The following is a 25,614-nucleotide window of genomic DNA, read 5'->3' as shown; positions in this document are numbered from 1 at the left end:
GGGGGCGGGTGTCGGGTCGGTGTGGGCCTGGGCCAGGGCCACACACCGGCCCAGGCCCGCACCAACGCCCCGGCGTCAGTCCATCGCCGCCGCGAACATCCCCGCCTCGTACGAGCCACCCTTCTGGTGGGTGATCACGGCGAGCCGGTTGGCCGCGTTGATCAGGGCGACCTGGCAGACCAGCGCCGCGATCTGGTCGTCGTCGTAGTGCTTGCGCACCTGGGCCCACGTCTCGTCGGACACGCCCTCGTGGGCGTCGGCGAGCCGGGTGCCCTCCTCGGCGAGGGCCAGCGCCGCCTGCTCGGCCTCGGTGAACACGGTGGACTCGCGCCAGGCGGCGACCAGGTGCAGCCGGACCGCGCTCTCCCCGGCGGCCGCGGCCTCCTTGACGTGCATGTCGATGCAGTGCCCGCAGCCGTTGATCTGGCTGGCCCGCAGTGACACCAACTCCTGCGTGGCGCTCGGCAGCGCCGACTGGTGCAGCAGCATCCCGGCGCCCGCGAACCTCTTCGCGAACCGGCCGCCGAACTCGTTCTCGAACAGGTTGAATCGGGTGTCCATGACCTCGTCCTCGCTCTCGGTGCCTCAGTGACGAACACAAGATGCCGACGGCCCGGTCCCTGTGACAGGGCGCTGTTGTGACCTGGGCCACCACCGGCGGGTGTCACAAAGGGGCGGTGGCCGGCGTCCTGTGCGCATGACACCGTTGGAGGAGAACGAGCGGGAGCGAGCGGCGATGAGCGAGCACGGCGAGCGCGAACGGGACGGCGGACGCGAACCGGACGGCGGACGCGAGCCGGACGGCGGGCGCGATCGGGACGGCGGACGCGAGCCGGACGGCGGGCGCGATCGGGACGGCGCGGGCACCGACCCCGCCACGGAGGCCTTCGTCACCCACCGCAATCTCCTCTTCACCGTCGCCTACGAGATGCTCGGCTCGGCCGCCGACGCGGAGGACGTGCTCCAGGAGACCTGGCTGAAATGGGCGGGCGTGGACCTCGACACGGTGCGCGACCGGCGCGCGTACCTGGTCCGCGTCACCACCCGCCAGGCACTGACCCGGCTGCGCACACTCGGCCGCCGCAAGGAGTCCTACGTCGGCTCCTGGCTGCCCGAGCCGCTGCTCACCACCCCCGACGTGGCCGAGGACGTCGAGCTGGCCGACAGCGTGTCGATGGCGATGATGCTGGTCATGGAGACGCTCTCGCCCACCGAGCGGGCGGTGTTCGTGCTGCGCGAGGTGTTCGACCTCGGCTACGACGAGATCGCCGAGGCCGTCGACAAGAGCCCGGCCGCCGTACGCCAGACCGCGCACCGGGCCCGCGCCCACGTCGCCGCCCGCCGGCCGCGCGGGGCCGTCTCCCGCGCCGAGACACGGGACGCGCTCGCCGCGTTCCGGCGTGCCGTACAGACGGGTGACCTCCAGGGCCTGCTCGACATCCTGGCGCCCGACGTCGTCCTGCTGGGCGACGGCGGCGGCATCAAGCAGGCAGTCCTGCGGCCCGTCACCGGGTCCGACAAGGTGGCCCGCCTCATGCTGGGCAGTCTGGCCAAGCTGCCCGTCGAGATGACGATGGACCCGGCCCAGGTGAACGGCCATCCGGCCCTGGTCATCCGTCTCGACGGCGAACTCGACACCGTGGTGGCGGTCCGCTTCGACGACGGCCGCATCACGGGCCTCTACGCCGTGCGCAACCCCGAGAAGCTGTCCCGCATGCGCGGGGAGACCGCCCTGCGCCGCTGAGTCACTCGCGCACCCGGACGTCTGCCGCGGGACGAGCGTCGGAGCTGTCCGCGCCCAGACCGGCGAGCAGGCGCAGCCCGTCCTCGGCGGGGCTGCCGGGAGCGGCGGACAAGACCAGCAGCTCCATGCCTGACGCGTCGGGCAGCGCGAAGTTCTCCTGGTGCAGTTCCAGCAGTCCGACCAGCGGGTGCCGGTACGCCTTGCGTCCATGTGTGCGGGCGCGCACGTCCGCGCGGGCCCAGAGGCGACGGAAGCGTTCGCTGCCCATGGCCAGCTCGCCGATGAGCGAGGCCAGGCGGGGGTCCTCGGGGTATTTGCCGGCCGCCAGGCGCAGGTGCCCGACCACGGCGAGGGTGCAGTTCTCCCAGTCCGCGTAGAGGCCGCGTTCGGCCTCCTCGAGGAAGATGTGCCGGGCGGTGTTCAGGCCGTGCAACGGCCGGCCGTAGAGGAGCCCGGCGAGACGGTTTCCGGCGAGCACGTCCAGGCGGTGGTCCATGATCAGCGCGGGCGCGTCGGCGACCAGGCCGAGGACGCGCAGCAGCTCCGGCCGGACCCGCCCGCTCGGCGCCTTGGCGCGTCGGCGGCGCTGGCGTGCGAGCCGGTCGAGGTGCTCGCGTTCGGTCTCGTCGAGGCCGAGGACGCGGGCGAGCGCGTCGAGGACCTGCTCGGAGGGCTGGGTCGCGCGCCCCTGCTCCAGGCGTACGTAGTAGTCGACGCTGACTCCGGACAGGTGCGCGACCTCTTCGCGACGCAGCCCTTCGACCCGGCGGCGGCTGTCGGTGGGGATGCCGACGGCCTTCGGGTCGACCCGGGAACGCCGGGTCCGCAGGAAGCCCGCGAGATCGTCCATGTCCCCAGTATGGGCGCGGGTCGTGCCCGCGAGGGTGGTCCTGCCGATACCAGGAAGTCCCGTCCGACGGAAGCGGCGCCCCTGAAAGCCGGGCGCCGCGGCGCCCAGAATCCGAAGCGTCCGGCCTGCAAAGGCGCCCCGATCCGAAGGAGTTCCCATGAAGACGCTGATCGTCTACGCCCACCCGGAGCCGAAGTCGCTCAACGGCTCGCTGAAGGACCTCGCCGTCTCCACTCTGCACGCCGCCGGGCACGAGGTACGGGTGAGCGACCTGTACGCGACGAACTGGAAGGCGGTGGCGGACGCCGCGGACTACGGCCCGCATGCCTCGAGTCCGCTCAGGGTCGCCCGGGACTCGGGCCGGGCCTTCGAGGCCGGGACGCTCACCCCGGACGTCCGCGCCGAGCAGGAGAAACTGCTGTGGGCCGAAACGATCATCTTCCAGTTCCCGCTGTGGTGGTACACGATGCCCGCGATCCTCAAGGGCTGGGTGGACCGGGTGTTCACATACCGCTTCGCGTACGGCGTCGGCGAGCACAGCGACACCAAGTACGGCGAGCGCTTCGGGGAAGGCACGCTGGCGGGCAGGAAGGCTCTGCTGTCGGTGACCGTCGGCGGCCCGGAGTCGCATTACGCCGCTCGCGGGATCAACGGCCCCATCGACGACCTGCTGTTCCCGATCCAGCACGGCATCCTCTACTACCCGGGCATCGAGGTACTGCCGCCGTTCGTGCTGCACGGCACCGACCGGTTGACCGACCAGGAGTACCCGGACGTCGCCAAGGCCTGGGAACAGCGCCTGCTCACCCTGGAGTCGACCGAGCCGATCGCGTTCCGCCCACAGAACCTCGGCGACTACGAGATCCCCTCGCTCCACCTGAAGGAGCGGCTGGAACCTGCGGGCCGCACGGGTTTCGGGCTGCACGTGCGCGACTGACCGGAACCTTCCCCCAACCCCGGCTCTCGTTACGCCGCGTCGGACAGCCGCCCCGCGAGCAGTTCCTCGGAGCGTTCCCACAGTCCCCGAGCGAGATCCGCGTCGGCTGCTTGCGGATTGCGCGGCGCCACGTCCTTGCGCTTGTAGTAATAGGCCCCCGACCGCCAGTCCGTGCCGGGGGTGCCGTCGGCGAGCCACACGATCTGGTCGGCGCCCTGCTCGGGCGTATCGAGCAGGGCGCGGCCGATCAGCGGTTTCGTGCCCACGAAGCGGACGAAACGCATGACCGGACTGGTGGTGTCGGACGCGAAGTTCGTTGAGATGTTGCCCGGATAGAAGGAGGCTGCCGCAAGGCCGTCGGCGTGATGACGCCGGTGCAGCTCCGTCGTGAACAGAATGTTCTCCAGCTTGGACGCGCCGTAGGCGTGCACCGGATCGTAGTGACGATCGTGGTCGAGGTCGTCCAGGTGGATCTCCTTGGCGAACCTCACCGTGCTGGAGGTCTGGAGCACCGACGCTCGCGAGGCGATGAGCGTGTCCAGCAGCCGCCGCGTGAGCAGGAACGGTGCGAGGTGGTTGACCTGGAACGTCTTCTCGAAGCCGTCCACAGTCTTTCGGCGCGTGCCGAACACCCCGCCGGCGTTGTTGGCGAGCACGTCGATACGGGGGTACGCGTCACGCAGCTGACCGGCGAGCCGCTCGACGTCGTCGAGGTGGGTGAAGTCGGCGACGTAGCTGTCGACCGAGAGTTCCTCGGCGACTGCACGGGTCTTCTCGATCGAGCGGCCCACGACGACGACGGTGTGCCCGGCCGCGCACAGTCGCCGCGCCGCCGCCGCCCCGATGCCGTCGCTCGCACCCGTGATGACGATCACCTTCTTGCCGTTCATCGCTCATCAGCCCCTTTTCGTAGGATGCAATCCCGTACATGAGACACAGTACCAGCTTCGAAATGTAGTACCGTGGGCCTATGAGTCCTCAGCAGACCGCGCGCGGCGCACGGGAGCGGGCGCGCCAGGCCATGCGTGGCGAAGTGGCCAGGACGGTTCAGGATCTGGTCCTCGAGCACGGCTACGAGCGGACGACCGTGGACGACATCTGCACGGCCGCCGAGATCTCCCGCAGTACGTTCTTCCGGTACTTCTCCTCCAAGGAGGAGGCTCTCTTCGGAGTCACGGCCGATGCCGGTGAGTATCTGCGCGACGCGCTCGCCGCCCGCCCGCTCGACGAGGCGCCCTGGGTCGCCATGCGGCGCGCGCTCACTCCGCTGATGGAGGAGTACGGGGCCGGCGACGAGCGCACCCGACGCCTCACTCGGCTGATCGTGAACACACCGCCGCTGGCCGCCTGGCATCGGGAGAAGAACGCTCGGTGGCATGAACTGCTCCGGCCCGAGATCGCCCGACGCCTCGGAGCCGACCCGGCCGACGCTTCCGACCCTCGTGCCAACGCCGTGATCGCCGCAGCCCTGGGGTGCGTCGAGGCAACTCTGCTCGCGTGGACTTCGGACGCCCGGCCGCGGCCACTTCCGGAGATCCTGGACCGTGCCATGGGGGCTGCATACGGCGTGGAGTGAGGGCGCCGTCCCGCCGTTTCGCCCAGGCGCGGCCACCCGGGGCATACGTTCTGCCCCTTCGGCTCAACCGTGAACAGTTGGCCTTGTATTGTGCGTGGCCCGCTCAAATGGGCGGGTGGTGAACAGTTGGCCGGTGTGTGTCCTCGTGCCGCAGGGTGTCAATCCCATGTGTCACACCTCAGTGGCAGACTGCGGCACGACGAAGCTCAGGTCCTGGCGCATGCAGGTGATCGACCTCAAGCCACGAGCCCGCCACGACCATAGTCCTGAGCGACGTGTTGGTGGACGAGGGATTGGGACCGCTGCGCGCCACCGGCATCGAGCACCCGTTCAGTCCGGGCGCGTGCGACGCTCCGGATGGGCCGGCCGCCGTCGAGCTCGTCGACGCCGGCCTGCTGCGGATCACGTCAGGGCAGCTGGCGGTCTCGGACCCCGGCTCGATCGGAGAGACTTCGCGGACCGTCGCTGTGCCACCCGGCGAGTTCCCGGTCACGCTGTCGCTTTCGCGCACGACACGCGGGGCCAGGGTCGCCGCGGCCAGGGTGACGTTCCTGGACACCCCGCCCCACGAGTGGGAAATGGCCCTCCTGCCCGACGAGGACCTGGGGCTGCCCAGCACGGAGCCCGAGCCGAACCTCATCGCCTTCCGTGCCGGCTGGGGTGACGGGGCCTACCCCGTCTGGATCGGCCGCACCGATGACGGACAGGTTGGTTGCGTCGTCGTCGACTTCCAGAAGGACGTCACTGCCGCCGTTCGTGCTGGACGTCGCCAAGGCCTGGGAACAGCGCCTGCTCACCCTGGAGTCGACCGAGCCGATCGCGTTCCGCCCACTCCACCTGAAGGAGCGGCTGGAACCTGCGGGCCGCACGGGTTTCGGGCTGCATGTGCGCGACTGACCGGAACCTTCCCCAAACCCCGGCTCCCGTTACGGGATTGCGCGGCGCCAGTCCGTGCCGGGGGTGCCGTCGGCGAGCCACACGATCTGGTCGGCCGATCAGCGGTTTCGTGCCCACGAACTTCCGGGACTTCTCCTCCAAGGAGGAGGAGTCCCCGAGCTCGTCGGGACGCTGTGGCGGCAGACCGGGCAAGGGTCATGATCGCTTGCGGGTGCGGGCGGAGCCGCCGCTGATCATGTCGTGCGGATCGGTCCCGCACGGTGGGTTCCGGTGAGCAGAGCTTCGGCATGCTTACGGAAAGCGGTGACCAGACGGCCGCGGTCGCCGGAGCGCGTGGCGAGTACGACCTGGCTCGGTTCCACTCCGCGCAACGGGACGGTGATGAGGCTGGGATGCAGGCCGGTCGCGTGGTCGAGGGGGGGCCCGATCGCCACGGCCTGCCCGGCGGCGATGAGTTCGTGTTTGTCCTCAAGGGCTTCGGCCAGGGGGCCGTCGGGCGCGGGCCGCCCGTCGGGCCGGGGATCGAGCCGCCAGTAGGCGTTCAGCAACGGGTCGGACTGGCGTACGTGGGGGATCGGCTCGTCGGCGATGTCGTCGAGGGTGACCGACTCCTTGTCGGCCAGACGGTGGTCCCGAGGTACGACCAGCACGCGCGGTTCGTCGTAGAGGACGGTGACGCGCAGCCGGTCGGTGGGGAAGGGCAGACGGGTCACCACCGCGTCGACGCGGTGCTCCAGCAGCGCGCCGCGCGAGTCGTTCCAGGCGAGCAGGCGGGTGTGGACCTCGGCGTCGGGATGGCGGTCCCGCAGGGCCCGCACGGCCGCGGTGACGACCAGCCCCTTGGTGTAGCCGATGGTGATGCTGCTGGGCCGGGCCGCGGCCCGGGTGCGGGCCATCGCCTCGACCGCGGCGCGCAGCAGTTCCTGGGCCTGGGGCAGGAAAGCCTCGCCGGCCTCGCTGAGCCGGGTGCCGCGCGTGGTGCGGTCGAGCAGGCGGACGCCCACCTGCTGTTCGAGGCGGCGGATCTGCCGGCTCAGTGACGGCTGGGTGGTGTGCAGCGCCTCGGCGGCACGGCCGAAGTGCTGGTGCTCGGCGACCACCGTGAAGCACTGCACCAGCCGGAGGTCGAGGTCCACGGGTGCGGGGAAGCGTTCGGACACCACCCCACTCTACCTGGCCTTATACGGCGACCGTATTACACGTGTCGGAACAATCATTGGACTGTGCGCTCGTCACGGCCGCACCGTGGTGACCATGACATCGGACAGCGTGACACCTTTTCGTATCGACATCGCGGACAGCGCCCTGGAGGATCTGAAGGACCGGCTCCACCGGGTACGCCTCGCCGGCCGGGAGACAGCGCCGGACAGCAGCCAGGGAGTGCGGCGGGAGCGCCTGGAGGAGCTGCTGGAGTACTGGGCCACCGGGTACGACTGGCGCGATCTGGAGCGGCGGCTCAACGAGCTGGGCCAGTTCCGCACGACCATCGACGGTCTCGGCCTCCACTTCCTGCACGTACGCTCGACCCGCCCCGACGCCACCCCCCTGTTGCTGCTGCACGGATGGCCGGGCTCGTTCCTGGAGTTCCTCAAGACCGTCGGCCCTCTCACCGAGCACGGCTTCCACCTCGTCGTCCCCTCGATGCCCGGCTACGGATTCTCCGACCACCCCACCGCCACCGGTTGGGGCCCAGACCGGATCGCCCGCGCGTACGGCGTGCTCATGCGGCGCCTCGGCTATGACTCCTACCTGGCCCAGGGAGGCGACTGGGGCGGTGTCGTCGCGACCCGCATGGGGGCGCAGCGCCTGACGGGCCTGCATGCGATCCACGTCAACTTCCCCGAGTTCCTCGCCGCACCACCGGTCGGCGACGACCCGGCCCCCGAGGAGAAGGCCGCACTCGAACAGGGCAGCCGCTTCTTCGCCGTCCATTCCGGATACCACGTCGTGCAGCGCACCCGGCCGCAGACCATCGGCTACGCCCTGACCGACTCCCCGGCCGGGCAGGCCGCCTGGATCTACGAGAAGTTCCTCGACTGGGCCCGGCCCGACGCCCTCACCCCCGACGAGATCCTCGACCACATCTCCCTGTACTGGTTCACCGGCACCGCTGCTTCCTCCGCCCGCCTGTACTGGGAGTACGCCCGGCAGCCGCTCGCTCCCACCGAGCTGGACCTTCCCGTCGGGGTCAGCGTCTTCCCGGACGAACTGACGCGTATCCCGCGCATCTGGGCCGAGCGCGCCTATCGCGACCTGCGCTACTTCAACGACGACATCCCCGCGGGCGGCCACTTCGCCGCCTTGGAGCAGCCTGAGCTGTTCGTCGAGGAGATCGTCAAGTTCGCGCGGACGGTGGCCGCGTGATGACGGTCGAGATCAGCGGGGGCACGGACGGCATCGGGCGTGGGGACCGGGTCGTGGCCGTCGGGACCGACAGGGCCGAGGCCGAGCCCGGCGCCCGGTTCCAGCGCCCCGGGCGTACGAAGACCGCCGACGGCGCCGGGCGTTTCGAGACCGCCGTCAAGGAGATCCCGGGCCCTCAGGCATCCTCCCTCGCCGACGCACGACGCCTCTACGACCGCGCCCGGGAGGTGCTTGCCCGATGAAGTGGGTCAGCTACCGCTCCGCCGACGGCTCCACGCGCTGCGGCGTGCTGCGCGACAACAAGATCCACGCCGTGGGCAGGGACCTGTTGGAGCTGCTGCGCGCCGAAGGCGGGCTGGAGGCCGCCGCAACCAGGAAACCGACCGAGATCGTCGAGCCGGCCACCGCCGACCTGCTGGCACCGATACCGGTACCCCCGGCGGTCCGGGACTTCGCCGCGTTCGAACGTCACATCAGCAACGCGGGTAAGGCAGCAGTCGGCGACGGCAGGGTCAGCCCGGTCTGGTACGAGTATCCGCTCTTCCATTTCTCCAACCCGGCGGCGATCAAGGGACCGCACGACGAGGTCGCCATCGCCCCGGGCGCTCAGCTGTGGGACTACGAGGTCGAGGTCGCCGCGGTGATCGCCGGGGACTGCTCGAACCTCGACGCCGCCACGGCGGAGAACCACATCGCCGGCTACCTGGTCTACTGCGACTGGAGCGCACGCGACATCTCCGCGAGCGAGATGGGGTTCGTGTACGGCCCGTCCAAGAGCAAGGACGCCTCGACCAGCCTCGGCCCGTTCCTCGTCACCCCCGACGAACTGGAGCCCTACCGCTCGGGTCGGGGCTATGCGTTGCGGATGGACGGGTACGTCAACGACGAGCATTACGGCGGCGGCAGTTGGGACGAGATCCACTGGTCGTTCGGCGAGATGCTGGCGCACGCGTCGCGCGGCACCTCGCTGCGAGCCGGTGACATCATCGCCAGCGGCCCTGTGGGCACCGGCTGCATCCAGGAGTCGTCCGGCCGCCGCCCCTACCTGGCACCGGGAGACACGGTCCGGATCGAAGTGCAGGAACTCGGCGCGATCTCCGCACGGATCACCGCGCCAGAGCCGTCCTGACTTACCGGACGCACCAAGAACGACCTTGATCATTCCTCTTGCCGGGAGACCACCACGATGCATCTCGCCAGCACCTTCGCTCGCGCCGACAAGGATCTGGACGCCGTCCGCGAGGTCAGCCTCACCATCAACGCGACCCATCTGTTCGTCTACTTCATCCCCGAGGCACCGGAAGAGGCCGCCAAGCTGGGCGTGACCGAGTACGGACCGGCGTACTTCGCGTTCCGGTCAGCCCCGATGGGCGCAGTCCCATGGCAGGTCACGCTCGCGGCCTTCTACAACTTCAGCCCGCGGTCGGTGCAGGCCATGGCAGGCGTCTGGGACACAGCGCCGCCACAGGAGTGGCAGGCCGCTCGCTTCACAGCCGTCGACCGTGCGTTGCAGCGCGTCGGCGTGAGCCTCACCGCCGATCAGATCGCCGAGGCACGATCGCTGATCGACCCGGTCGTCGCGAGCGCCGACCACGCCGGGAAGACGATGGCCGCCGCCAACGCCTCGGTCCCCCTCCCGGCCGATCCGCTCGTCGCGCTGTGGCAGCAGATCACGGTGCTGCGCGAGTGGCGCGGCGACGCGCATTTCACCGTGCTCGCGGCGGGCGGCCTCGGGCCGTGTGACTGTAACGTGCTGCAAACCGCGACAGGTCACTTCCCGGAAGCCATCGCGCGTGCCACCCGGATGTGGGACGACGAGGAGGTGGCCGCGGCAACGACACGCCTCGTCGCACGCGGCTGGCTCGACGCCGACGGCACCGCTACCGATGCCGGCATCGCGGCGCGCGAGCAGATCGAGGTCGAGACCGACGAGCACTGCGCGGCGCTGTGGACGCCGATCGGCGACGCCGACGTCCGTCGCCTCACCTCGCTCATCAGGCCGATCCACGACGCGTTCACCGCAGCCGGGACATACCCCTTCCGCGTGGAGACGGGAGAAACGCGGTCCGCCGACCCGGAGGCCGCCAGGTAGGCCCCGTTCTCGCGCAGCCGTGACGAACGGACATGTAGCGCAGGGTGGCGCCGGGGGCTGGACCGGGCGCGAGGCTGGCGGTACAGCGATTAGACAACTGAAAGGCTGCATGTCAATCGCGCGGCGGGCCTGAGTCGTCAGGACGCCGCCAGCTCGCACCACACGTACTTGCCCCGGTTGCCGTGCCGGGCCAGCGGATGCCACCCCCACACGTCCGCGCAGGCCCGCACCAGCGCCAGCCCCCGCCCTTCCTCCAGCTCCGCCACCCTCTCGAACCGCGCGGGCGGCTCGGGCGGTTCGGGATCCGCGTCCCACGCCCCGATCCGCAGCGTGCCCGGCGGCGACCAGCGGATACGGAGGGCGGCGGGGCCCTTGGTGTGCCGTACGGCGTTGGAGACCAGCTCCGTGGCGAGCAGTTCGGCGACGTCGACGAGGCGGATCAGGCCGTGCATGGTGAGGACCAGGCGGAGGGTGCGGCGGCTGACGGTGACGGCACGGAGGTCGTTGGGGATGTAGAGGGAGTACTCCCACGGTTCGTTTTCGGGCATGCGGGACTCCTGATCGGGCGTGGTGGGTTTGTGGCGGGCCAGGTGGCAATGCCGCAGCCGTCATGGCAGGACAGGGCGGTGCGCTTCCGGAGCCCGGTGTCGCACTGTGTACGTCGCGTCACCGACGGTAGACCTGAAAGTTTCGGCGCGGCAAGCTGGTCGCGTAATCTGGCCCCGAACGAGTTGCGTTGCCAGGCGCGTTGGATGGAGGAACGGTCAATGCCCACGAGGCGCGAACCAACGGCACGGCAACTGCGCCTCGCGGTAGAACTCCGCAGACTCCGCGAGGCGGCGGGCCTCACCGCTCGGCAGGCTGCGGCCATGCTCGGCGTGAGTAACGTACAGATCAGTCAGATCGAAGCAGGACTGTCGGGAGTGAGTGAGCAGCGGCTCCGACGTCTGGCATCTCATTACGCTTGTGCGGATGAAGAGTTCGTCAACGCTTTGGTAGAGATGGCGACCGACCGGACGCGCGGTTGGTGGGAGGAGTACCGGGGCCTGCTGCCCACATCGTTCCTGGACCTGTCAGAACTGAACCACTACGCCTCGTTCCGTCGCGACGTGGCCATTCTGTACGTGCCGGGGCTGTTGCAAACGGAGGAGTATGCCCGTGCTGTCTTCTCCGGACGAGTGCCCGAACTCGCCTGCGAAGAACTTGACTTGCGTGTCCGCCACCGCATGGCGTCTCAGGGGATCACCGTCCCGTACGAGTTGGTGATCCACGAGGCTGCCCTCCGTATCAGGGTCGGCGACCGTGTCGCCTCGCGAGCCCAACTCGTCAGGCTCGTTGATCTCTCCGAAGCAGACAACATCACTGTGCGCGTCATCCCCTTCGACCTGGACGGCTTTGCCAGAGCTGCCAGCACCATGACGTATGTGGGCGCCGCAGTACCCAAACTGGACACAGTGGTGCGTGACGTACCGCATGGCTCGGCCTTCATCGACTCCGAGGCCCAACTCGGCGCTTTTCGAACCCGCTTCCGTAAAGTGGAAGCCGTATCGCTCGACCCCGAACGCTCGCGGGACTTCATCAACCGGCTGGCGAAGGAGCTGTGAGGCGCATGGACAACTGGCGGAAGTCGTCCTACTCGGGTCCCGACGACGGCAACGAATGCGTGGAGATCGCGAGCTCACCCACTTGCATAGCCATCCGTGACTCCAAGGCTCCTGCCTACGGAACGCTCACTCTCCGCATCGAGGCCTTCAGAACCTTCGTCGGCGCGGTCAAGGGGGCGGAGAAGGAGCTGTGAGGCGTGCGGACAACTGGCGCAAGTCGTCCCACTCGGGCCCGGGTGACGGCAACGAGTGCGTGGAGATAGCCACCTCGACCACCCACGTCGCCGTCCGCGACTCCAAGGCCCCCGCCCGGGCCACCCTCACCTTCCCGCCGGAGGCCTTCGCCCCCTTCCTCGAAGTCCTCAAATCGGACGCGCGCCGCTAGCCGTCCCTGCCGTACCTGCGGAACTCCGACGTCTCCACCGTCCACGGCCCGAACGGCACCGCGTCGCCGAAGATGTACGGCTCCTTGCTGCTGTAGCGGCCCTTGCACGGCTCGGAGTGCACCTCGATCGTGCCGGTGCGCGGGTCGACGATCATGTAGTGCGGGATGCCCATGGCCGGATAGTCGGCCAACTTCTCGTCGTAGTCGTTGCTCGGGTTGGACGGTGAGACGATCTCGACGGCAGCCAGCACCTGCGTCGCGTCGACCGCCAGGCCCTCTTCGTCGAGGGTGGCTTCGGGGATCACGACGGCATCGGGGCGGCGCATGCGCCCGATGGCCGGGTGCTCGATCTCCGGTCCGTTCGCGCAGATGTGACCGGGGTGGGTGCGGGGCAGTTGCGCGTCCAACTGCTTGCAGATGCGGCGGACAGTCCCCTCGTGGCGCTTCGACGGGCACATCATCGCCAGTATCGGACCGGAGGGCCCGATCTCGACACTCCACGACCCCTCGAGCTGCTCCGAGTAAGCCCCGAGCTCTGTGGCGATGGCGCGCATCTTGGCGTAGTCCATGAGCCCAGAGTACTGAGAAGGCGACTCTCCGGCCGCCCTGTCAGTCCCCACCGGTACCGTCGGATCATGTCCAACCAGTCCGCGGCTGCCGCCCCCGGCGAGCGGCGGCTCGCCACCCTCGAAGGTGTCCTGGAGCGCGTCACGTACGCCAACGAGGAGAACGGCTACACGGTCGCCCGCGTCGACACCGGCAGAGGCGCCGGCGATCTGCTGACCGTCGTCGGCGCGCTGCTCGGCGCGCAGGTGGGGGAGTCCCTGCGGATGGAGGGGCGCTGGGGGTCGCATCCCCAGTACGGCAAGCAGTTCCACGTGGAGAACTACACGACGCTGCTGCCCGCCACCGTGCAGGGCATCCGGCGCTACCTCGGGTCCGGGCTGGTCAAGGGCATCGGGCCGATCTTCGCCGACCGGATCACGCAGCACTTCGGGCTCGACACGCTCACCATCATCGAGGAGGAGCCCAAGCGGCTCATCGAGGTGCCCGGGCTCGGGCCCAAGCGGACCAAGAAGATCGCCGAGGCCTGGGAGGAGCAGAAGGCGATCAAGGAGGTCATGCTCTTCCTCCAGACCGTCGAGGTGTCGACGTCCATCGCCGTACGCATTTACAAGAAGTACGGGGACGCCTCGATCTCCGTCGTGAAGAACCAGCCCTACCGGCTCGCCTCCGACGTCTGGGGCATCGGTTTCCTCACCGCCGACAAGATCGCCCAGTCCGTCGGCATCCCGCACGACAGCCCCGATCGGGTGAAGGCCGGGCTTCAGTACGCGCTGTCGCAGGCCACCGACCAAGGGCACTGCTATCTCCCCGAGGAGAAGCTGATCGCCGACGCGGTGAAGCTGCTCCAGGTGGACACCGGGCTCGTCATCGAGTGCCTGGGCGAGCTGGCCGCCGAGCCCGAGGAACCGGACGGCGATCCCGGTGTCGTACGGGAGAAGGTGCCCCACCCCGAGGGCGGCGAGCCCATCACGGCCGTCTACCTCGTCCCCTTCCACCGTGCCGAGCAGGCCCTGGCCGGACAGCTGCGCCGCCTCCTCCACACCGGCGAGGACCGGATGCCCGGCTTCCAGGACGTGGCCTGGGACAAGGCGCTCGGGTGGCTCAAGCGGCGGACGAAGGCCGAACTCGCGCCCGAGCAGGAGGCCGCCGTCCGGCTCGCGCTCACCGAGAAGGTCGCCGTCCTCACCGGCGGGCCGGGGTGTGGCAAGTCCTTCACCGTGCGGTCGATCGTGGAGCTGGCGCGGGCGAAGAAGGCGAAGGTCGTGCTCGCCGCGCCCACCGGGCGGGCCGCCAAGCGTCTCGCCGAGCTGACCGGCGCCGACGCGTCCACCGTGCACCGGCTGCTGGAGCTGAAGCCCGGCGGCGACGCGGCCTACGACCGGGAGCGGCCGCTCGACGCCGATCTGGTCGTGGTGGACGAGGCATCCATGCTCGATCTCCTCCTCGCCAACAAGCTCGCCAAAGCCGTGCCGCCGGGGGCTCATCTGCTCCTCGTCGGGGACGTCGACCAGTTGCCCAGCGTGGGGGCGGGGGAGGTGCTGAGGGACCTGCTCGCGCCCGGCAGCCCGGTCCCCGCCGTCCGGCTCACCCGTGTCTTCCGGCAGGCCCAGCAGTCGGGGGTCGTGACGAACGCGCACCGGATCAACGGCGGGCAGCACCCGCTCACCGAGGGCATGAAGGACTTCTTCCTCTTCGTCGAGGACGACACCGAGGAGGCGGGGCGGCTCACCGTGGACGTCGCCGCGCGCCGCATCCCGCAGAAGTTCGGGCTCGATCCGCGCCGGGACGTGCAGGTGCTGGCACCCATGCACCGCGGTCCCGCCGGGGCCGGGGCGCTGAACGGGCTGCTTCAGCAGGCCGTCACCCCGGGCCGTCCGGACGTGCCGGAGAAGCGGTTCGGCGGCCGGGTCTTCCGGGTCGGCGACAAGGTCACCCAGATCCGCAACAATTACGAGAAGGGCGAGAACGGGGTCTTCAACGGCACCGTGGGCGTCGTCACCTCGCTCGACCCCGTCGACCAGCGTCTGACCGTACTGACGGACGAGGACGAGGAGGTGCCGTACGAATTCGACGAACTGGACGAGCTGGCCCACGCGTACGCGGTGACCATCCACCGGTCCCAGGGGAGCGAGTACCCGGCGGTCGTGATTCCCGTGACGACCGGGGCCTGGATGATGCTCCAGCGGAACCTGCTGTACACGGCGGTCACCCGCGCCAAGCGGCTGGTCGTCCTCGTCGGTTCGCGCAAGGCGATCGGACAGGCGGTGCGCACGGTGTCGGCCGGCCGGCGCTGCACGGCGCTCGACTTCCGGCTGGCGGGCTCTCACCCTTGAAACCTTCCGGTAAACCTCCCGGCCTGTGTGAAATAAATGATCGATCAAACGAGTCGTAAAGGTCACACAGCACTTCCGGAAGGGGACCGGAGGGGGCAGGATGAGCAAGTTGGCGGCACTGAGTGCCGCCGATAGGCCCGATGGTCGACCCCGAGTGCACTCTCCTGAGCCAAGTGGGGGATGGTAGAGACAGTCAGGGCACCTCGAAGATGAGGCACTACGTCGGTGAGGGAAGACGTGAGCGACAACTCTGTAGTACTGCGGTTCGGCGATGGCGAGTACACCTACCCGGTGATCGACAGCACCGTCGGCGACAAGGGCTTCGACATCGGGAAGCTCCGCGCCCAGACCGGTCTGGTGACGCTGGACAGCGGTTACGGCAACACCGCCGCCTACAAATCCGCCATTACGTATCTGGACGGCGAGGCGGGGATCCTCCGCTACCGCGGCTACCCGATCGAGCAGCTGGCCGAGCGCTCCTCCTTCGTGGAGGTCGCCTACCTGCTGATCAACGGCGAGCTGCCGACCGTCGACGAGCTGTCCTCGTTCAAGGACGAGATCACGCAGCACACCCTGCTGCACGAGGACGTCAAGAACTTCTACAAGGGCTTCCCGCGCGACGCCCACCCGATGGCCATGCTGTCGTCGGTGGTCTCGGCGCTGTCGACGTTCTACCAGGACAGCCACAACCCGTTCGACGAGCGTCAGCGCAACCTCTCCACGATCCGGCTGCTCGCGAAGCTCCCGACGATCGCGGCCTACGCGTACAAGAAGTCGATCGGCCACCCGTTCGTCTACCCGGCCAACAACCTCGGCTACGTCGAGAACTTCCTGCGCATGACCTTCTCGGTCCCGGCGCAGGAGTACGAGCTGGACCCGACGGTCGTCGCCGCGCTCGACAAGCTGCTGATCCTGCACGCGGACCACGAGCAGAACTGTTCGACCTCCACGGTCCGCCTGGTCGGCTCCTCGCAGGCGAACATGTTCGCCTCGATCTCGGCCGGCATCAACGCCCTCTGGGGCCCGCTGCACGGCGGCGCCAACCAGTCGGTGCTGGAGATGCTCGAGGGCATCCGCGACGCGGGCGGCGACGTCGACTCCTTCATCCGCAAGGTGAAGAACAAGGAGGACGGCGTCCGCCTGATGGGCTTCGGCCACCGGGTCTACAAGAACTTCGACCCGCGCGCCAAGATCATCAAGGCCGCCGCGCACGACGTGCTCTCCGCCCTCGGCAAGTCCGACGAGCTGCTGGACATCGCCCTGAAGCTGGAGGAGCACGCGCTCTCCGACGACTACTTCGTCTCGCGCAGCCTCTACCCGAACGTCGACTTCTACACCGGCCTGATCTACCGGGCCATGGGCTTCCCGACCGAGATGTTCACGGTCCTGTTCGCCCTCGGCCGGCTTCCGGGCTGGATCGCCCAGTGGCACGAGATGATCAAGGAGCCGGGTTCCCGCATCGGCCGCCCGCGCCAGATCTACACGGGCGTCGTCGAGCGCGACTTCATCCCCGTCGAGGAGCGCTGAACCGCCAGGCACCCCCGCAGCGCGCAAGAAGAGTCCCGTGCCGGCCGGCACGGGACTTTTCCGTGCCCGGCCCCGGGTCTGGGCGGGTGTGAGCGGGTGCGAGCGGGTGTGAGCGGGTGCGAACAGCAGAAGGCGCCCTGGCGCCGGTCCCCCCACGGGCCGACGATCCAGGGCGCCTTCCCATGTCCCGGTGCGGATTCCCCCCACGGGATCCGGCCGGGCGTCTGTGAGGACAGCGCCTGAATTCGCTGTGTGAGCACAACGAGCAGAACTCGTCGTACCGGTCGTGCCTGTCGTGCCTGTCGTACTCGCCGTGCTGTCGTGCGGTCTGCCGGGACAGCGCACGCCCGGGAGGGCCGCTCAAAGCTTCCCGGTGCACGTGTCCCGGCAACGCAGCTCTGGGAAAGTCCCCCAAGACATCCCCAGATGCCAGGTGGCGCCCCCCAAGACGCTGCCTGACATCGCCAACTTAGACCTTCGAACCCCTTCGATGGTTACGTTCGTAGCACTGTGATCTGCGTCTCTTGCATATGTCCGTTAGGTGCGCAAGAGCCCCGTACGTCGCACGGGACTCAAGCGTAAGGAAGATGCGCGAGCCTTGTGAAGAGCTTATGTGAGGCGAGTGCCGGACTCCAGAGGCGCAGCCCCACGACCTGCGTGAAATGCGGACGAGCGGGGGGAGCGGCGAAAGGCCCGCAGCCGGAGGCTGTTGGTGACCACGAACACCGACGAGAAGGCCATCGCCGCCCCCGCGATCATCGGGTTCAGCAGTCCGGCGGCGGCCAGCGGCAGCGCGGCCACGTTGTAGCCGAAGGCCCACACCAGGTTGCCCTTGATCGTGGACAGCGTGCGCCGGGACAGCCGGATCGCGTCCGCCGCCACCCGCAGGTCCCCGCGCACCAGCGTCAGGTCACCCGCCTCGATGGCCGCGTCCGTCCCCGTACCCATCGCCAGGCCCAGATCGGCGGTGGCGAGCGCGGCCGCGTCGTTGACGCCGTCCCCGACCATGGCGACCGTACGGCCCTCGGCCCGCAGCCGCTCCACCACGGCGACCTTCTCCTCGGGCAGCACCTCGGCGATCACCTCGTCGATGCCGACGGCCGCCGCCACCGACTCGGCCACCCGCCGGTTGTCGCCGGTCAGCAGGACGGGCGTCAGGCCCAGCCTGCGCAGCTCGGCCACCGCCTCGGCGCTGGTCTCCTTGACCGCGTCGGCCACGGCGACGACACCGCGCGCCACGCCGTCCCAGCCGACGACGACGGCCGTACGACCGCTGCGCTCGGCCTCGTCCCTGGCGCGGGCCACCTCGGGCGGCAGGGTGTCGTAGAGGCGCCCCACGGCCACCGCACGGCCCTCCACGCGGGCGCGTACGCCGCGCCCCGGGACGTTCTCGAAGTCCTCGACGCCCGGCAGCGCGCCGAGCCGTTCCTCCGCGCCGGCCGCGACCGCGCGGGCCACCGGGTGCTCGGAGGCGTGTTCGACGGCGCCCGCGAGGCGCAGCAGCTCCGCCTCGTCGGTGCCCTCGGCGGCGTACACCTCGTGCAGGGTCATGCGGCCGGTGGTGACGGTGCCGGTCTTGTCCAGGACGACCGTGTCGACGCGCCGCGTGGACTCCAGCACCTCCGGGCCCTTGATGAGGATGCCGAGCTGGGCGCCGCGCCCGGTGCCGACCAGCAGCGCGGTCGGCGTGGCCAGGCCCAGCGCGCAGGGGCAGGCGATGATCAGGACGGCGACGGCCGCGGTGAACGCGGCGACCGTGTCACCGGTGGCGCCCAGCCAGCCGCCGAAGGTGGCGACCGCGATCAGCAGCACGACGGGCACGAAGACCCCGGAGATCCGGTCGGCGAGCCGCTGCACCTCGGCCTTGCCGCTCTGCGCGTCCTCGACCAGCTTCGCCATCCGCGCCAACTGGGTGTCCGCGCCGACCCGCGTCGCCTCGACCACCAGCCGGCCCCCGGCGTTGACCGTGGCGCCGGTGACGGCGTCGCCGACACTCACGTCCACCGGCACGGACTCGCCGGTCAGCAGGGAGGCGTCCACCGCCGAGGCGCCCTCGGCCACCGTGCCGTCGGTGGCGATCTTCTCGCCGGGCCGGACCACGAACCGGTCGCCCACGGCCAGCCGGGACACGGGTATCCGCACCTCGCGCCCCTCCCGCAGTACCGCGACGTCCTTGGCGCCCAGCTCCATCAGCGCCCGCAGCGCGGCACCCGCGCTGCGCTTGGAGCGGGCCTCCAGCCAGCGCCCGAGCAGCAGGAAGGCGGTGACCCCGGCGGCCGCCTCCAGGTAGATCGTGGAGGCGCCGTCGGTGCGGGAGACGGTGAGGTCGAAGCCGTGCCGCATGCCCGGCATGCCCGCGTCCCCGAAGAACAGCGCCCACAGGGACCAGCCGAACGCCGCCAGCGTGCCGAGCGAGACCAGCGTGTCCATGGTGGCCGCGCCGTGCCGGAGGTTGGTCCAGGCGGCGCGGTGGAAGGGCAGCCCGCCCCAGACGACGACGGGCGCGGCCAGGGTGAGCGAGAGCCACTGCCAGTTGTCGAACTGGAGCGCCGGGACCATCGCGAGCAGCACCACCGGGGCGGCGAGGAGCGCCGAGACGACCAGGCGCCGGCGCAGGGCCGACAACTCGGGGTCCTCGCCGTCCCCCGAGGGCTCGGCCTCGTCGGCGGGCTCCGGCGGCGGTGCCGGTTCCTCGGCGGTGTACCCGGTCTTCACGACGGTGGCGATCAGGTCGGCGACCGGGGTGGTCGCCGGGCGGGTGATCCGGGCCTTCTCCGTCGCGTAGTTCACCGTGGCGGTGACACCGTCCATGCGGTTGAGCTTCTTCTCGACGCGGGCCGCGCAGGAGGCGCAGGTCATTCCGCCGATGAGCAGCTCGACCTCGGCGGAGCCTGGGTGGCCGGGGTCGGCGGCCGTCGTGGCGGTGCGTGAATCCGCGGTGGTGCTGGTCATGGTCCGGACTCCAGAACGGTGCGTGCGCGAAGGCTCAGGCCCTGCCGACGAGCTCGAAGCCCGCCTCGTCCACGGCTGCGCGTACGGCCGCGTCGTCGAGGGGGGCCTCGGAGACGACGGTCACCTCGCCGGTGGAGGCGACGGCCTGCACCGAGCCGACGCCCGCGATCTCGGAGATCTCGCCGGAAACGGCGCCCTCGCAGTGGCCGCAGCTCATTCCGCTCACCTTGTAGACGGTGGTGACGGAGCCCTGGGTGTCGGTCTGGGCGGTCATGTCGTTACTCCTCGTCGTCGGTACGTTCAGGGGCGGGTACCCCGCCGCTCCCGTGGTCCCGCGGGGACCACGTCACTCCCCACCTTACCCCTAGGGGGTATGGGGGCCGCTTAGCCTTCCCTGAGAAGTGGGACGAGCAGCGGGAACGCCGGTGCGGACCGGTACGGAAGTGAGGGTGGCGGATGCGCGCGGTCGTGTTCGAGCGGTTCGGGGAGCCTGCCGAGGTACGGGAGGTCGCCGATCCGGAGCCCGCGCCGCACGGCGTCGTGGTCCGGGTCGGGGCCACGGGGCTGTGCCGCAGCGACTGGCACGGCTGGCAGGGCCACGACCCGGACATCGTCCTGCCGCACGTGCCCGGTCACGAACTCGCCGGAGTCGTCGAGGCGGTCGGCGACCGGGTGACCGCCTGGCGGCCCGGCGACCGGGTGACCGCGCCCTTCGTCTGCGCCTGCGGCGGCTGCGCGGCGTGCGCGGCGGGCGATCAGCAGGTGTGCGAGCGGCAGACCCAGCCCGGCTTCACCCACTGGGGCTCCTTCGCCCAGTACGTGGCGCTCGACCACGCCGACGTCAACCTCGTCGCCGTGCCCGAGGGCATGTCGCACGCCACGGCCGCCTCGCTCGGCTGCCGGTTCGCCACCGCGTTCCGGGCCGTGGTGCGGCAGGGGCGCGTCGCGGCGGGGGAGTGGGTCGCGGTGCACGGCTGCGGAGGCGTCGGGCTGTCGGCGGTGATGATCGCCGCGGCCTCGGGTGCGCGGGTCGTCGCCGTGGACGTGTCGCCCCGCGCGCTGGACCTGGCGCGGTCCTTCGGTGCCGCGCAGTGCGTGGACGCGTCCCGGACGCCGGACACCGCGGCCGCCGTCCGCGACCTCACCGGCGGCGGCGCCCACCTCTCCCTGGACGCCCTCGGCTCACCCGCCACCTGCGCCGCCTCCGTCGGCGGCCTGCGCCGCCGGGGCCGGCACGTCCAGGTCGGTCTGCTGCCCTCGCCCGACGGCACCACACCGGTGCCGATGGCCCGCGCCGTCGCCCTGGAGCTCGAACTCCTCGGCAGCCACGGGATGGCCGCCCACACCTACCCGCCGATGCTGGAGCTGGTCCGCGCGGGAGTGCTCCGGCCCGACCTGCTGGTGACGTCCACCATCGGGCTGGACGCGGTCCCGGCGGCCCTGGCGGCGATGGGGACGGCGCCCGGCGCCGGGGTGACGGTCATCGAGCCGTGACGGCGCCGGCGGGGTACCCGCGGTGGGCGGCCCACTCGTGGTCGAGGACGGACATCAGCACCTCGTCCACCCAGGCGCCGTTCCGCCACTCCGCCTCACGCCGCACTCCCTCCCTCACGAAGCCGACCTTCTCGTAGACCCGCAGGGCCCGGTGGTTGTAGCCGTAGGCGTCCAACTGGATGCGGTGCAGCCCCAGTTGCTCGAAGCCGTGGCCGACGATCAGCCGGACCGCCTCGGTGCCCATCCCGCGGCCGCGGCCGCGGGCGCCGACCAGGGTGCGGAAGGTGCAGGAACGGTGCTCGGGCTCCCAGTCGTGGAGTACCACCTCGCCGAGGACCTCGCCGCCGGCGGGATCGGTGACGGCCAGGTCGAGCCGGTCCGTCTGCGCGCCGCGCGTGCCGTACCAGTCGCGCAGCACCTCAGGGGTGAGTTCGTGCGGCGGGGCGCCGGTGAAGTGCGCGACCTCGGTGTCGTTGATGATCTCCCACATGCGCTCGGCGTCGGCCTCGGTGAAGGGTCGCAGCACGGTCCTGTCGCCGGTCAGGACGGGTTTCACGGAAAAGTCCATGCACGGCACTGTGCCCCACGAGACCGTGGGGCACAGAACGTTTTTCCGGTCTACCGGCTCCATCTGCCGGCTCTATCTGCCGGCTCGGTCTACCGGTTCCGGTTGCGGGGGCGGGAGGCCACCCAGGCCCGGATCGTGTCCGCGTACCAGTAGGGCTTCCCGCCCTCCACGTGGTCGGGCGGGGGCAGCAGCCCGTGCTTGCGGTACGACCGCACGGTGTCCGTCTGGACCCGGATGTGGGCCGCGATGTCCTTGTAGGACCAGAGCCTTCGGTCGGTCACTAGTTGCACCTCCCTGCGCATGCCGCGGCGGCGGCCGGGGACGGCCGCCGGGGGGAGCCGGGCGCTGCGCTGGCGATCACCAAGCCTGTCCCGGGTGAACGACGCGGAGTGAGGGGCGGTCAGGGGCCGTTCCCGGGTGTGACGGAAGACCCGCGTGCGCGTGACATGTGTGACCGGGGGAGCGCTTTTGTGACACGAGTGCCACAAAGGCGTACGCCGTCGTTCAGGCGCGGCGCGTTGACTGTGGCGGCCGGGGGTGTTCCGCCGTACGCCCGCGCCCCCGGCTCACGAACGGCCACCCGGATCAAGTCGTCCGAATGTCCGGACAAAACATTGACAGGCCGCACGCGCGGGGCTAGAAACCGGGGAGACGCAAGGGCGGGCAAGAAGGGAACGCGATGGCGCACGACCTGAGGGCACACCGCCCGGTCGCCGGTTCCCCCACCGAACGCCTCCGGCGCGGGAAGGCCGCCTCGCCCTGGCAGGAGCGAGGCACGAGCGCCAACTCCCCGCTCGCACCGGCTCCGCGCCGGAGGTTCCCCGCGTTGCCGTTCCCCGCGTCGCCGATTCCCGCGTCGCCGATTCCCGCGTCGCCGTCTCCCGTGGGTTCCGCGTCCCGTGGCGGGGCGGGCCGCCCACACTGCCCCACGTGTCTACGCGGACACCCAAACCGCAGACACAGTGTCGGGCGCGCCCGGCGCGTCCGGCTGCTGGGATGGAGTCAGTACCCACGGCACGTCTCGACCCGTCGCCGCCATCTGCGAAGGAGTTCTCGGTCATGACGAACATCGTCAACCACTGGATCGGCGGCAAGACCGCCGAAGGCGCCTCGGGCACGTACGGGCCGGTGACGAACCCGGCGACCGGCGCGGTCACCACCAAGGTCGCCTTCGCCTCCGTCGACGAGGTGGACTCCGCGGTCGCCGCCGCCAAGGAGGCCTACCTGACCTGGGGTCAGTCCTCGCTGGCCCAGCGCACCTCCATCCTCTTCCGGTTCCGGGCGCTGCTGGACGCGCACCGCGACGAGATCGCCGAGCTGATCACCGCCGAGCACGGCAAGGTGCACTCCGACGCGCTCGGCGAGGTCGCGCGCGGCCTGGAGATCGTCGACCTGGCCTGCGGCATCAACGTGCAGCTCAAGGGCGAGCTGTCGACGCAGGTCGCCACCCGCGTCGACGTGTCCTCGATCCGGCAGCCGCTCGGGGTGGTCGCGGGCATCACGCCGTTCAACTTCCCGGCGATGGTGCCGCTGTGGATGTTCCCCATCGCCATCGCCTGCGGCAACACCTTCGTGCTCAAGCCGAGCGAGAAGGACCCGTCGGCCGCCGTGAAGGTCGCCGAGCTGCTCTCCGAGGCCGGACTGCCGGACGGCGTCTTCAACGTCGTGCACGGCGACAAGGTGGCCGTGGACCGCCTCCTGGAGCACCCGGACGTCAAGGCCGTCTCCTTCGTCGGCTCGACCCCGATCGCCCGCTACATCCACACCACCGCCTCCGCCAACGGCAAGCGCGTCCAGGCGCTGGGCGGCGCCAAGAACCACATGCTGGTACTGCCGGACGCCGACCTCGACGCGGCGGCCGACGCTGCGGTGAGCGCGGCCTACGGCTCGGCGGGCGAGCGCTGCATGGCGATCTCCGCGGTCGTCGCGGTCGGCGCCGTCGGCGACGAACTGGTCGAGAAGATCCGCGAGCGCGCCGAGAAGATCAAGATCGGCCCCGGCACCGACCCGTCCTCCGAGATGGGCCCGCTGATCACCAAGGCGCACCGCGACAAGGTCGCCACCTACGTCGAGGGCGCGGCGGCCGAGGGCTGCGAGGTCGTCCTGGACGGCACCGGCCTCACCGTCGACGGCCACGAGGACGGCCACTGGATCGGCATCTCCCTGCTCGACCGGGTGCCGACCACCGCGAAGGCCTACCAGGACGAGATCTTCGGCCCGGTGCTGTGCGTGCTGCGCGCGGAGACGTACGAGGAGGGCGTGGCGCTCATCAACGCCTCGCCGTTCGGCAACGGCACCGCGATCTTCACCCGGGACGGCGGCGCGGCCCGCCGCTTCCAGCTGGAGATCGAGGCCGGCATGGTCGGCGTGAACGTCCCGATCCCCGTCCCCGTCGGCTACCACTCCTTCGGCGGCTGGAAGGACTCCCTCTTCGGCGACCACCACATCTACGGCAACGACGGCACGCACTTCTACACCCGCGGCAAGGTCGTCACCACCCGCTGGCCCGACCCGGCCGACGCCCCGGCGGGCGTGGACCTGGGCTTCCCGCGCAACCACTGAGGCGGCGCGGACGCCGGCTGCGCGGACGCCCCCGGCCCGCCGAGCGACACGGCGGACCGGGGGCGCCGGCGGGTCACTGGCCGATCGCCGCGTCCCGCTGCTGCCTGACCTGCTCGGTGAGGTCGCCGGTCTGGGCGGCGGGCGGAGCCGTGATCTTCTCGGTGGCCCCGAACTTCAGGAAGTCCATGTTCACGGTCATTCCGGCGCCGGTCTGCGACATCCGCACCGGCAGGTCCTCGCCGTCGACCCAGATGTCGCAGGTCAGCTTTCCGCCGCTCGCCTCCAGGGCGGTGATGGCGGCCCTCTTCTCGGCCTCGGTGAGCTTGGACTTCTCGATGTGCTCCGCGCCGACGCTGCCCCGGTAGTGGGTGGTCTCCTTGCCGAGGACCGTCTCCTTGCCGAGGTCCTTCACCTCCGTGGAGGCCGTCATGTAGCGCAGCGACGCCGTCGGGTCGGCGTTGGCCGCCATGTTGTCGGCGCCCGCCTCGCCCGTCACGGCGGCGACGTCGACGCGCATCCACTCCTTGCCCGCGATGGGGCCGCTCGGCTGGGGATCGACGTCGTAGTAGTAGGCGCCGTCGACCATGACGACCCGCGTCGTCGGGTCGTCCTGGAGTGCGCTCATCTGCGCGGCGGCGGTGTCCATCTCGACGTCCATGGCCGCGCCGTCCCCCCAGGAGTACGTACCGTCCATGGAGATCGGCTCGCCGCCGGTCGCGGCCAGCTCGGTCGTCGTCCTGATCTCGGCGGAGCCCAGCTCCTCGGTCCGGTCGGTGGCCCTGGTGAGCGCCGCCATGACCGTGGCCGCGTTGCCGGCGGGCTTCTCGACGGGCTTGTCCACGGGCCTGTCGACGGTCTTGTCGGCCTTCTCGGCCGCCGTCTTCGCGCCGTCCGAGCCGCACGCGGTCGCCGCGACCATCGCCGCCGCCGTCAGCCCCACCCAGGCAGCGGTGTATGTCAGCTTCATGAGTCCCCACCCGTTGCTGTGTTCCTGTGATTCATCTGTGCGCAGGACTCTACCGGGCGCCACCGACAGCGTCCGGATACCGGACGACGGCGTCACCGGCGTCGCGGTCACCGCCGTCGCCCCGCTCGTCGCGGCCGCCGGGCCGGGACCGGCCTACCGCGCCCGTGGTACGCGGCACCGGCCCCGTACTTCCGT

At 70.4% G+C, this 25,614-nt stretch carries 25 protein-coding genes and 2 pseudogenes; 16 read left to right on the top strand and 11 right to left on the bottom strand.

Translation table 11 applies throughout. From position 1 onward, the window contains the following. Positions 1-75 precede the first annotated feature (75 nt). Positions 76-561 (bottom strand): carboxymuconolactone decarboxylase family protein, encoded by a 486-nt coding sequence (locus ACGH7X_RS14045; RefSeq protein WP_399885210.1) that lies wholly within the window; start codon positions 559-561, stop codon positions 76-78. Positions 562-697: 136 nt separating this feature from the next. On the opposite strand from ACGH7X_RS14045, the gene ACGH7X_RS14040 reads away from it, so the two are divergent. Continuing rightward, a complete protein-coding gene (locus tag ACGH7X_RS14040; protein WP_399885208.1) occupies positions 698-1,744 on the top strand; it encodes an RNA polymerase sigma-70 factor in 1,047 nt (348 codons plus the stop codon). A 1-nt stretch (position 1,745) separates the two neighbouring features. Here the strand turns inward: ACGH7X_RS14040 and ACGH7X_RS14035 are convergent, their stop codons facing one another. Then, positions 1,746-2,594 (bottom strand): helix-turn-helix transcriptional regulator, encoded by an 849-nt coding sequence (locus tag ACGH7X_RS14035; protein ID WP_399885206.1) that lies wholly within the window; start codon positions 2,592-2,594, stop codon positions 1,746-1,748. A 157-nt stretch (positions 2,595-2,751) separates the two neighbouring features. On the opposite strand from ACGH7X_RS14035, the gene ACGH7X_RS14030 reads away from it, so the two are divergent. Then, positions 2,752-3,531 (top strand): NAD(P)H-dependent oxidoreductase, encoded by a 780-nt coding sequence (locus ACGH7X_RS14030; RefSeq protein ID WP_399885204.1) that lies wholly within the window; start codon positions 2,752-2,754, stop codon positions 3,529-3,531. A gap of 29 nt (positions 3,532-3,560) precedes the next feature. Here ACGH7X_RS14030 and ACGH7X_RS14025 read toward each other — a convergent pair whose 3' ends face one another. Continuing rightward, entirely contained in the window at positions 3,561-4,421 is an 861-nt protein-coding gene (locus tag ACGH7X_RS14025) for an SDR family NAD(P)-dependent oxidoreductase (protein WP_399885202.1), read from the bottom strand. Positions 4,422-4,501: 80 nt separating this feature from the next. Here ACGH7X_RS14025 and ACGH7X_RS14020 point away from each other — a divergent pair, with 80 nt between their 5' ends. The 3 genes and pseudogenes from ACGH7X_RS14020 to ACGH7X_RS14010 all read left to right on the top strand — a co-directional run. After that, positions 4,502-5,107, top strand: a complete 606-nt coding sequence (locus tag ACGH7X_RS14020) for a TetR family transcriptional regulator (protein ID WP_399885200.1) — start codon at positions 4,502-4,504, stop codon at positions 5,105-5,107. Positions 5,108-5,382: 275 nt separating this feature from the next. Then, positions 5,383-5,787 (top strand): annotated as a pseudogene (locus ACGH7X_RS14015) (DUF4241 domain-containing protein); the annotation flags it as partial. Positions 5,788-5,851: 64 nt separating this feature from the next. Next, positions 5,852-6,004 (top strand): annotated as a pseudogene (locus ACGH7X_RS14010) (flavodoxin family protein); the annotation flags it as partial. A gap of 233 nt (positions 6,005-6,237) precedes the next feature. Here the strand turns inward: ACGH7X_RS14010 and ACGH7X_RS14005 are convergent. Then, positions 6,238-7,164 (bottom strand): LysR family transcriptional regulator, encoded by a 927-nt coding sequence (locus tag ACGH7X_RS14005; protein WP_399885198.1) that lies wholly within the window; start codon positions 7,162-7,164, stop codon positions 6,238-6,240. A gap of 94 nt (positions 7,165-7,258) precedes the next feature. Between ACGH7X_RS14005 and ACGH7X_RS14000 the strand changes: the two genes are divergently transcribed. From ACGH7X_RS14000 to ACGH7X_RS13985, 4 genes are read left to right on the top strand one after another with little or no spacing between them, the layout of a single operon-like run. Further along, positions 7,259-8,368, top strand: coding sequence for an epoxide hydrolase family protein (locus ACGH7X_RS14000; RefSeq protein WP_399885196.1), 1,110 nt, complete (start codon positions 7,259-7,261; stop codon positions 8,366-8,368). Next, positions 8,368-8,610 carry a hypothetical protein gene (locus tag ACGH7X_RS13995; protein WP_399885194.1) on the top strand — a complete coding sequence of 81 codons (243 nt, stop codon included), beginning with the start codon at positions 8,368-8,370 and terminating at the stop codon, positions 8,608-8,610. The genes ACGH7X_RS14000 and ACGH7X_RS13995 overlap by 1 nt, the downstream gene beginning before the upstream one ends. Beyond that, positions 8,607-9,497, top strand: coding sequence for a fumarylacetoacetate hydrolase family protein (locus ACGH7X_RS13990; RefSeq protein ID WP_399885192.1), 891 nt, complete (start codon positions 8,607-8,609; stop codon positions 9,495-9,497). Before ACGH7X_RS13995 ends, ACGH7X_RS13990 begins: the two co-directional genes overlap by 4 nt. Before the next feature lie 57 nt (positions 9,498-9,554). Beyond that, on the top strand, positions 9,555-10,460 hold the full coding sequence (locus tag ACGH7X_RS13985) for a hypothetical protein (protein ID WP_399885190.1): 906 nt from the start codon (positions 9,555-9,557) through the stop codon (positions 10,458-10,460). Between the two features lie 137 nt (positions 10,461-10,597). Here ACGH7X_RS13985 and ACGH7X_RS13980 read toward each other — a convergent pair whose 3' ends face one another. Next, entirely contained in the window at positions 10,598-11,008 is a 411-nt protein-coding gene (locus tag ACGH7X_RS13980; protein WP_399885188.1) for an ATP-binding protein, read from the bottom strand. A 219-nt stretch (positions 11,009-11,227) separates the two neighbouring features. On the opposite strand from ACGH7X_RS13980, the gene ACGH7X_RS13975 reads away from it, so the two are divergent. Genes ACGH7X_RS13975 through ACGH7X_RS13965 form a run of 3 tightly spaced genes read left to right on the top strand, consistent with a single transcriptional unit; the run spans position 11,228 to position 12,449 of the window. Continuing rightward, positions 11,228-12,064, top strand: a complete 837-nt coding sequence (locus tag ACGH7X_RS13975) for a helix-turn-helix transcriptional regulator (protein ID WP_399885186.1) — start codon at positions 11,228-11,230, stop codon at positions 12,062-12,064. A gap of 5 nt (positions 12,065-12,069) precedes the next feature. Further along, the gene (locus tag ACGH7X_RS13970) at positions 12,070-12,258 is read left to right on the top strand and encodes a DUF397 domain-containing protein (protein ID WP_399885184.1); all 189 of its coding nucleotides are present in this window, start codon (positions 12,070-12,072) and stop codon (positions 12,256-12,258) included. After that, on the top strand, positions 12,255-12,449 hold the full coding sequence (locus ACGH7X_RS13965) for a DUF397 domain-containing protein (protein ID WP_399885182.1): 195 nt from the start codon (positions 12,255-12,257) through the stop codon (positions 12,447-12,449). Before ACGH7X_RS13970 ends, ACGH7X_RS13965 begins: the two co-directional genes overlap by 4 nt. Here ACGH7X_RS13965 and ACGH7X_RS13960 read toward each other — a convergent pair. Continuing rightward, complete coding sequence (locus ACGH7X_RS13960) at positions 12,446-13,018, bottom strand: Uma2 family endonuclease (RefSeq protein WP_399885180.1); 573 nt, start codon at positions 13,016-13,018, stop codon at positions 12,446-12,448. The two genes, ACGH7X_RS13965 and ACGH7X_RS13960, sit on opposite strands and share 4 nt — an antisense overlap. 66 nt (positions 13,019-13,084) lie before the next feature. Between ACGH7X_RS13960 and ACGH7X_RS13955 the strand changes: the two genes are divergently transcribed. Next, positions 13,085-15,349, top strand: coding sequence for an ATP-dependent RecD-like DNA helicase (locus tag ACGH7X_RS13955; protein ID WP_399885178.1), 2,265 nt, complete (start codon positions 13,085-13,087; stop codon positions 15,347-15,349). A 237-nt stretch (positions 15,350-15,586) separates the two neighbouring features. Then, the gene (locus ACGH7X_RS13950; RefSeq protein ID WP_399885176.1) at positions 15,587-16,876 is read left to right on the top strand and encodes a citrate synthase; all 1,290 of its coding nucleotides are present in this window, start codon (positions 15,587-15,589) and stop codon (positions 16,874-16,876) included. Between the two features lie 609 nt (positions 16,877-17,485). Here ACGH7X_RS13950 and ACGH7X_RS13945 read toward each other — a convergent pair. After that, entirely contained in the window at positions 17,486-19,828 is a 2,343-nt protein-coding gene (locus ACGH7X_RS13945; RefSeq protein WP_399885174.1) for a heavy metal translocating P-type ATPase, read from the bottom strand. 34 nt (positions 19,829-19,862) lie between these two features. Then, positions 19,863-20,102, bottom strand: a complete 240-nt coding sequence (locus tag ACGH7X_RS13940) for a heavy-metal-associated domain-containing protein (protein WP_217169860.1) — start codon at positions 20,100-20,102, stop codon at positions 19,863-19,865. A 182-nt stretch (positions 20,103-20,284) separates the two neighbouring features. Here ACGH7X_RS13940 and ACGH7X_RS13935 point away from each other — a divergent pair, with 182 nt between their 5' ends. Further along, positions 20,285-21,322 (top strand): zinc-dependent alcohol dehydrogenase family protein, encoded by a 1,038-nt coding sequence (locus ACGH7X_RS13935; RefSeq protein WP_399885172.1) that lies wholly within the window; start codon positions 20,285-20,287, stop codon positions 21,320-21,322. On the opposite strand, the gene ACGH7X_RS13930 is transcribed toward ACGH7X_RS13935, so the two are convergent. Both ACGH7X_RS13930 and ACGH7X_RS13925 read right to left on the bottom strand, forming a co-directional pair. After that, complete coding sequence (locus ACGH7X_RS13930; protein ID WP_399885169.1) at positions 21,309-21,890, bottom strand: GNAT family N-acetyltransferase; 582 nt, start codon at positions 21,888-21,890, stop codon at positions 21,309-21,311. The two genes, ACGH7X_RS13935 and ACGH7X_RS13930, sit on opposite strands and share 14 nt — an antisense overlap. A gap of 89 nt (positions 21,891-21,979) precedes the next feature. Further along, the gene (locus tag ACGH7X_RS13925) at positions 21,980-22,171 is read right to left on the bottom strand and encodes a helix-turn-helix transcriptional regulator (RefSeq protein ID WP_399885167.1); all 192 of its coding nucleotides are present in this window, start codon (positions 22,169-22,171) and stop codon (positions 21,980-21,982) included. A 778-nt stretch (positions 22,172-22,949) separates the two neighbouring features. On the opposite strand from ACGH7X_RS13925, the gene mmsA reads away from it, so the two are divergent. Then, a complete protein-coding gene (gene mmsA / locus ACGH7X_RS13920; protein WP_399885165.1) occupies positions 22,950-24,452 on the top strand; it encodes a CoA-acylating methylmalonate-semialdehyde dehydrogenase in 1,503 nt (500 codons plus the stop codon). A gap of 73 nt (positions 24,453-24,525) precedes the next feature. Here the strand turns inward: mmsA and ACGH7X_RS13915 are convergent, their stop codons facing one another. Further along, positions 24,526-25,419, bottom strand: a complete 894-nt coding sequence (locus ACGH7X_RS13915) for a hypothetical protein (protein ID WP_399885163.1) — start codon at positions 25,417-25,419, stop codon at positions 24,526-24,528. Positions 25,420-25,614: the final 195 nt, after the last annotated feature.

The sequence above is a fragment of the Streptomyces sp. BBFR51 genome (assembly GCF_044591655.1).
Lineage (GTDB): Bacteria > Actinomycetota > Actinomycetes > Streptomycetales > Streptomycetaceae > Streptomyces.
This window is presented reverse-complemented; position numbering and strand designations above follow the sequence as displayed.

Bases quoted from the DNA above. Each gene is read 5' to 3' on its own strand.
- ACGH7X_RS14045 (WP_399885210.1), bottom strand. From the start codon at position 561: ATGGACACCCGATTCAACCTGTTCGAGAACGAGTTCGGCGGCCGGTTC.
- ACGH7X_RS14040 (WP_399885208.1), top strand. From the start codon at position 698: ATGACACCGTTGGAGGAGAACGAGCGGGAGCGAGCGGCGATGAGCGAG.
- ACGH7X_RS14035 (WP_399885206.1), bottom strand. From the start codon at position 2,594: ATGGACGATCTCGCGGGCTTCCTGCGGACCCGGCGTTCCCGGGTCGAC.
- ACGH7X_RS14030 (WP_399885204.1), top strand. From the start codon at position 2,752: ATGAAGACGCTGATCGTCTACGCCCACCCGGAGCCGAAGTCGCTCAAC.
- ACGH7X_RS14025 (WP_399885202.1), bottom strand. From the start codon at position 4,421: ATGAACGGCAAGAAGGTGATCGTCATCACGGGTGCGAGCGACGGCATC.
- ACGH7X_RS14020 (WP_399885200.1), top strand. From the start codon at position 4,502: ATGAGTCCTCAGCAGACCGCGCGCGGCGCACGGGAGCGGGCGCGCCAG.
- ACGH7X_RS14000 (WP_399885196.1), top strand. From the start codon at position 7,259: ATGACATCGGACAGCGTGACACCTTTTCGTATCGACATCGCGGACAGC.
- ACGH7X_RS13995 (WP_399885194.1), top strand. From the start codon at position 8,368: ATGACGGTCGAGATCAGCGGGGGCACGGACGGCATCGGGCGTGGGGAC.
- ACGH7X_RS13990 (WP_399885192.1), top strand. From the start codon at position 8,607: ATGAAGTGGGTCAGCTACCGCTCCGCCGACGGCTCCACGCGCTGCGGC.
- ACGH7X_RS13985 (WP_399885190.1), top strand. From the start codon at position 9,555: ATGCATCTCGCCAGCACCTTCGCTCGCGCCGACAAGGATCTGGACGCC.
- ACGH7X_RS13980 (WP_399885188.1), bottom strand. From the start codon at position 11,008: ATGCCCGAAAACGAACCGTGGGAGTACTCCCTCTACATCCCCAACGAC.
- ACGH7X_RS13975 (WP_399885186.1), top strand. From the start codon at position 11,228: ATGCCCACGAGGCGCGAACCAACGGCACGGCAACTGCGCCTCGCGGTA.
- ACGH7X_RS13970 (WP_399885184.1), top strand. From the start codon at position 12,070: ATGGACAACTGGCGGAAGTCGTCCTACTCGGGTCCCGACGACGGCAAC.
- ACGH7X_RS13960 (WP_399885180.1), bottom strand. From the start codon at position 13,018: ATGGACTACGCCAAGATGCGCGCCATCGCCACAGAGCTCGGGGCTTAC.
- ACGH7X_RS13955 (WP_399885178.1), top strand. From the start codon at position 13,085: ATGTCCAACCAGTCCGCGGCTGCCGCCCCCGGCGAGCGGCGGCTCGCC.
- ACGH7X_RS13945 (WP_399885174.1), bottom strand. From the start codon at position 19,828: ATGACCAGCACCACCGCGGATTCACGCACCGCCACGACGGCCGCCGAC.
- ACGH7X_RS13940 (WP_217169860.1), bottom strand. From the start codon at position 20,102: ATGACCGCCCAGACCGACACCCAGGGCTCCGTCACCACCGTCTACAAG.
- ACGH7X_RS13935 (WP_399885172.1), top strand. From the start codon at position 20,285: ATGCGCGCGGTCGTGTTCGAGCGGTTCGGGGAGCCTGCCGAGGTACGG.
- ACGH7X_RS13930 (WP_399885169.1), bottom strand. From the start codon at position 21,890: ATGGACTTTTCCGTGAAACCCGTCCTGACCGGCGACAGGACCGTGCTG.
- mmsA (WP_399885165.1), top strand. From the start codon at position 22,950: ATGACGAACATCGTCAACCACTGGATCGGCGGCAAGACCGCCGAAGGC.
- ACGH7X_RS13915 (WP_399885163.1), bottom strand. From the start codon at position 25,419: ATGAAGCTGACATACACCGCTGCCTGGGTGGGGCTGACGGCGGCGGCG.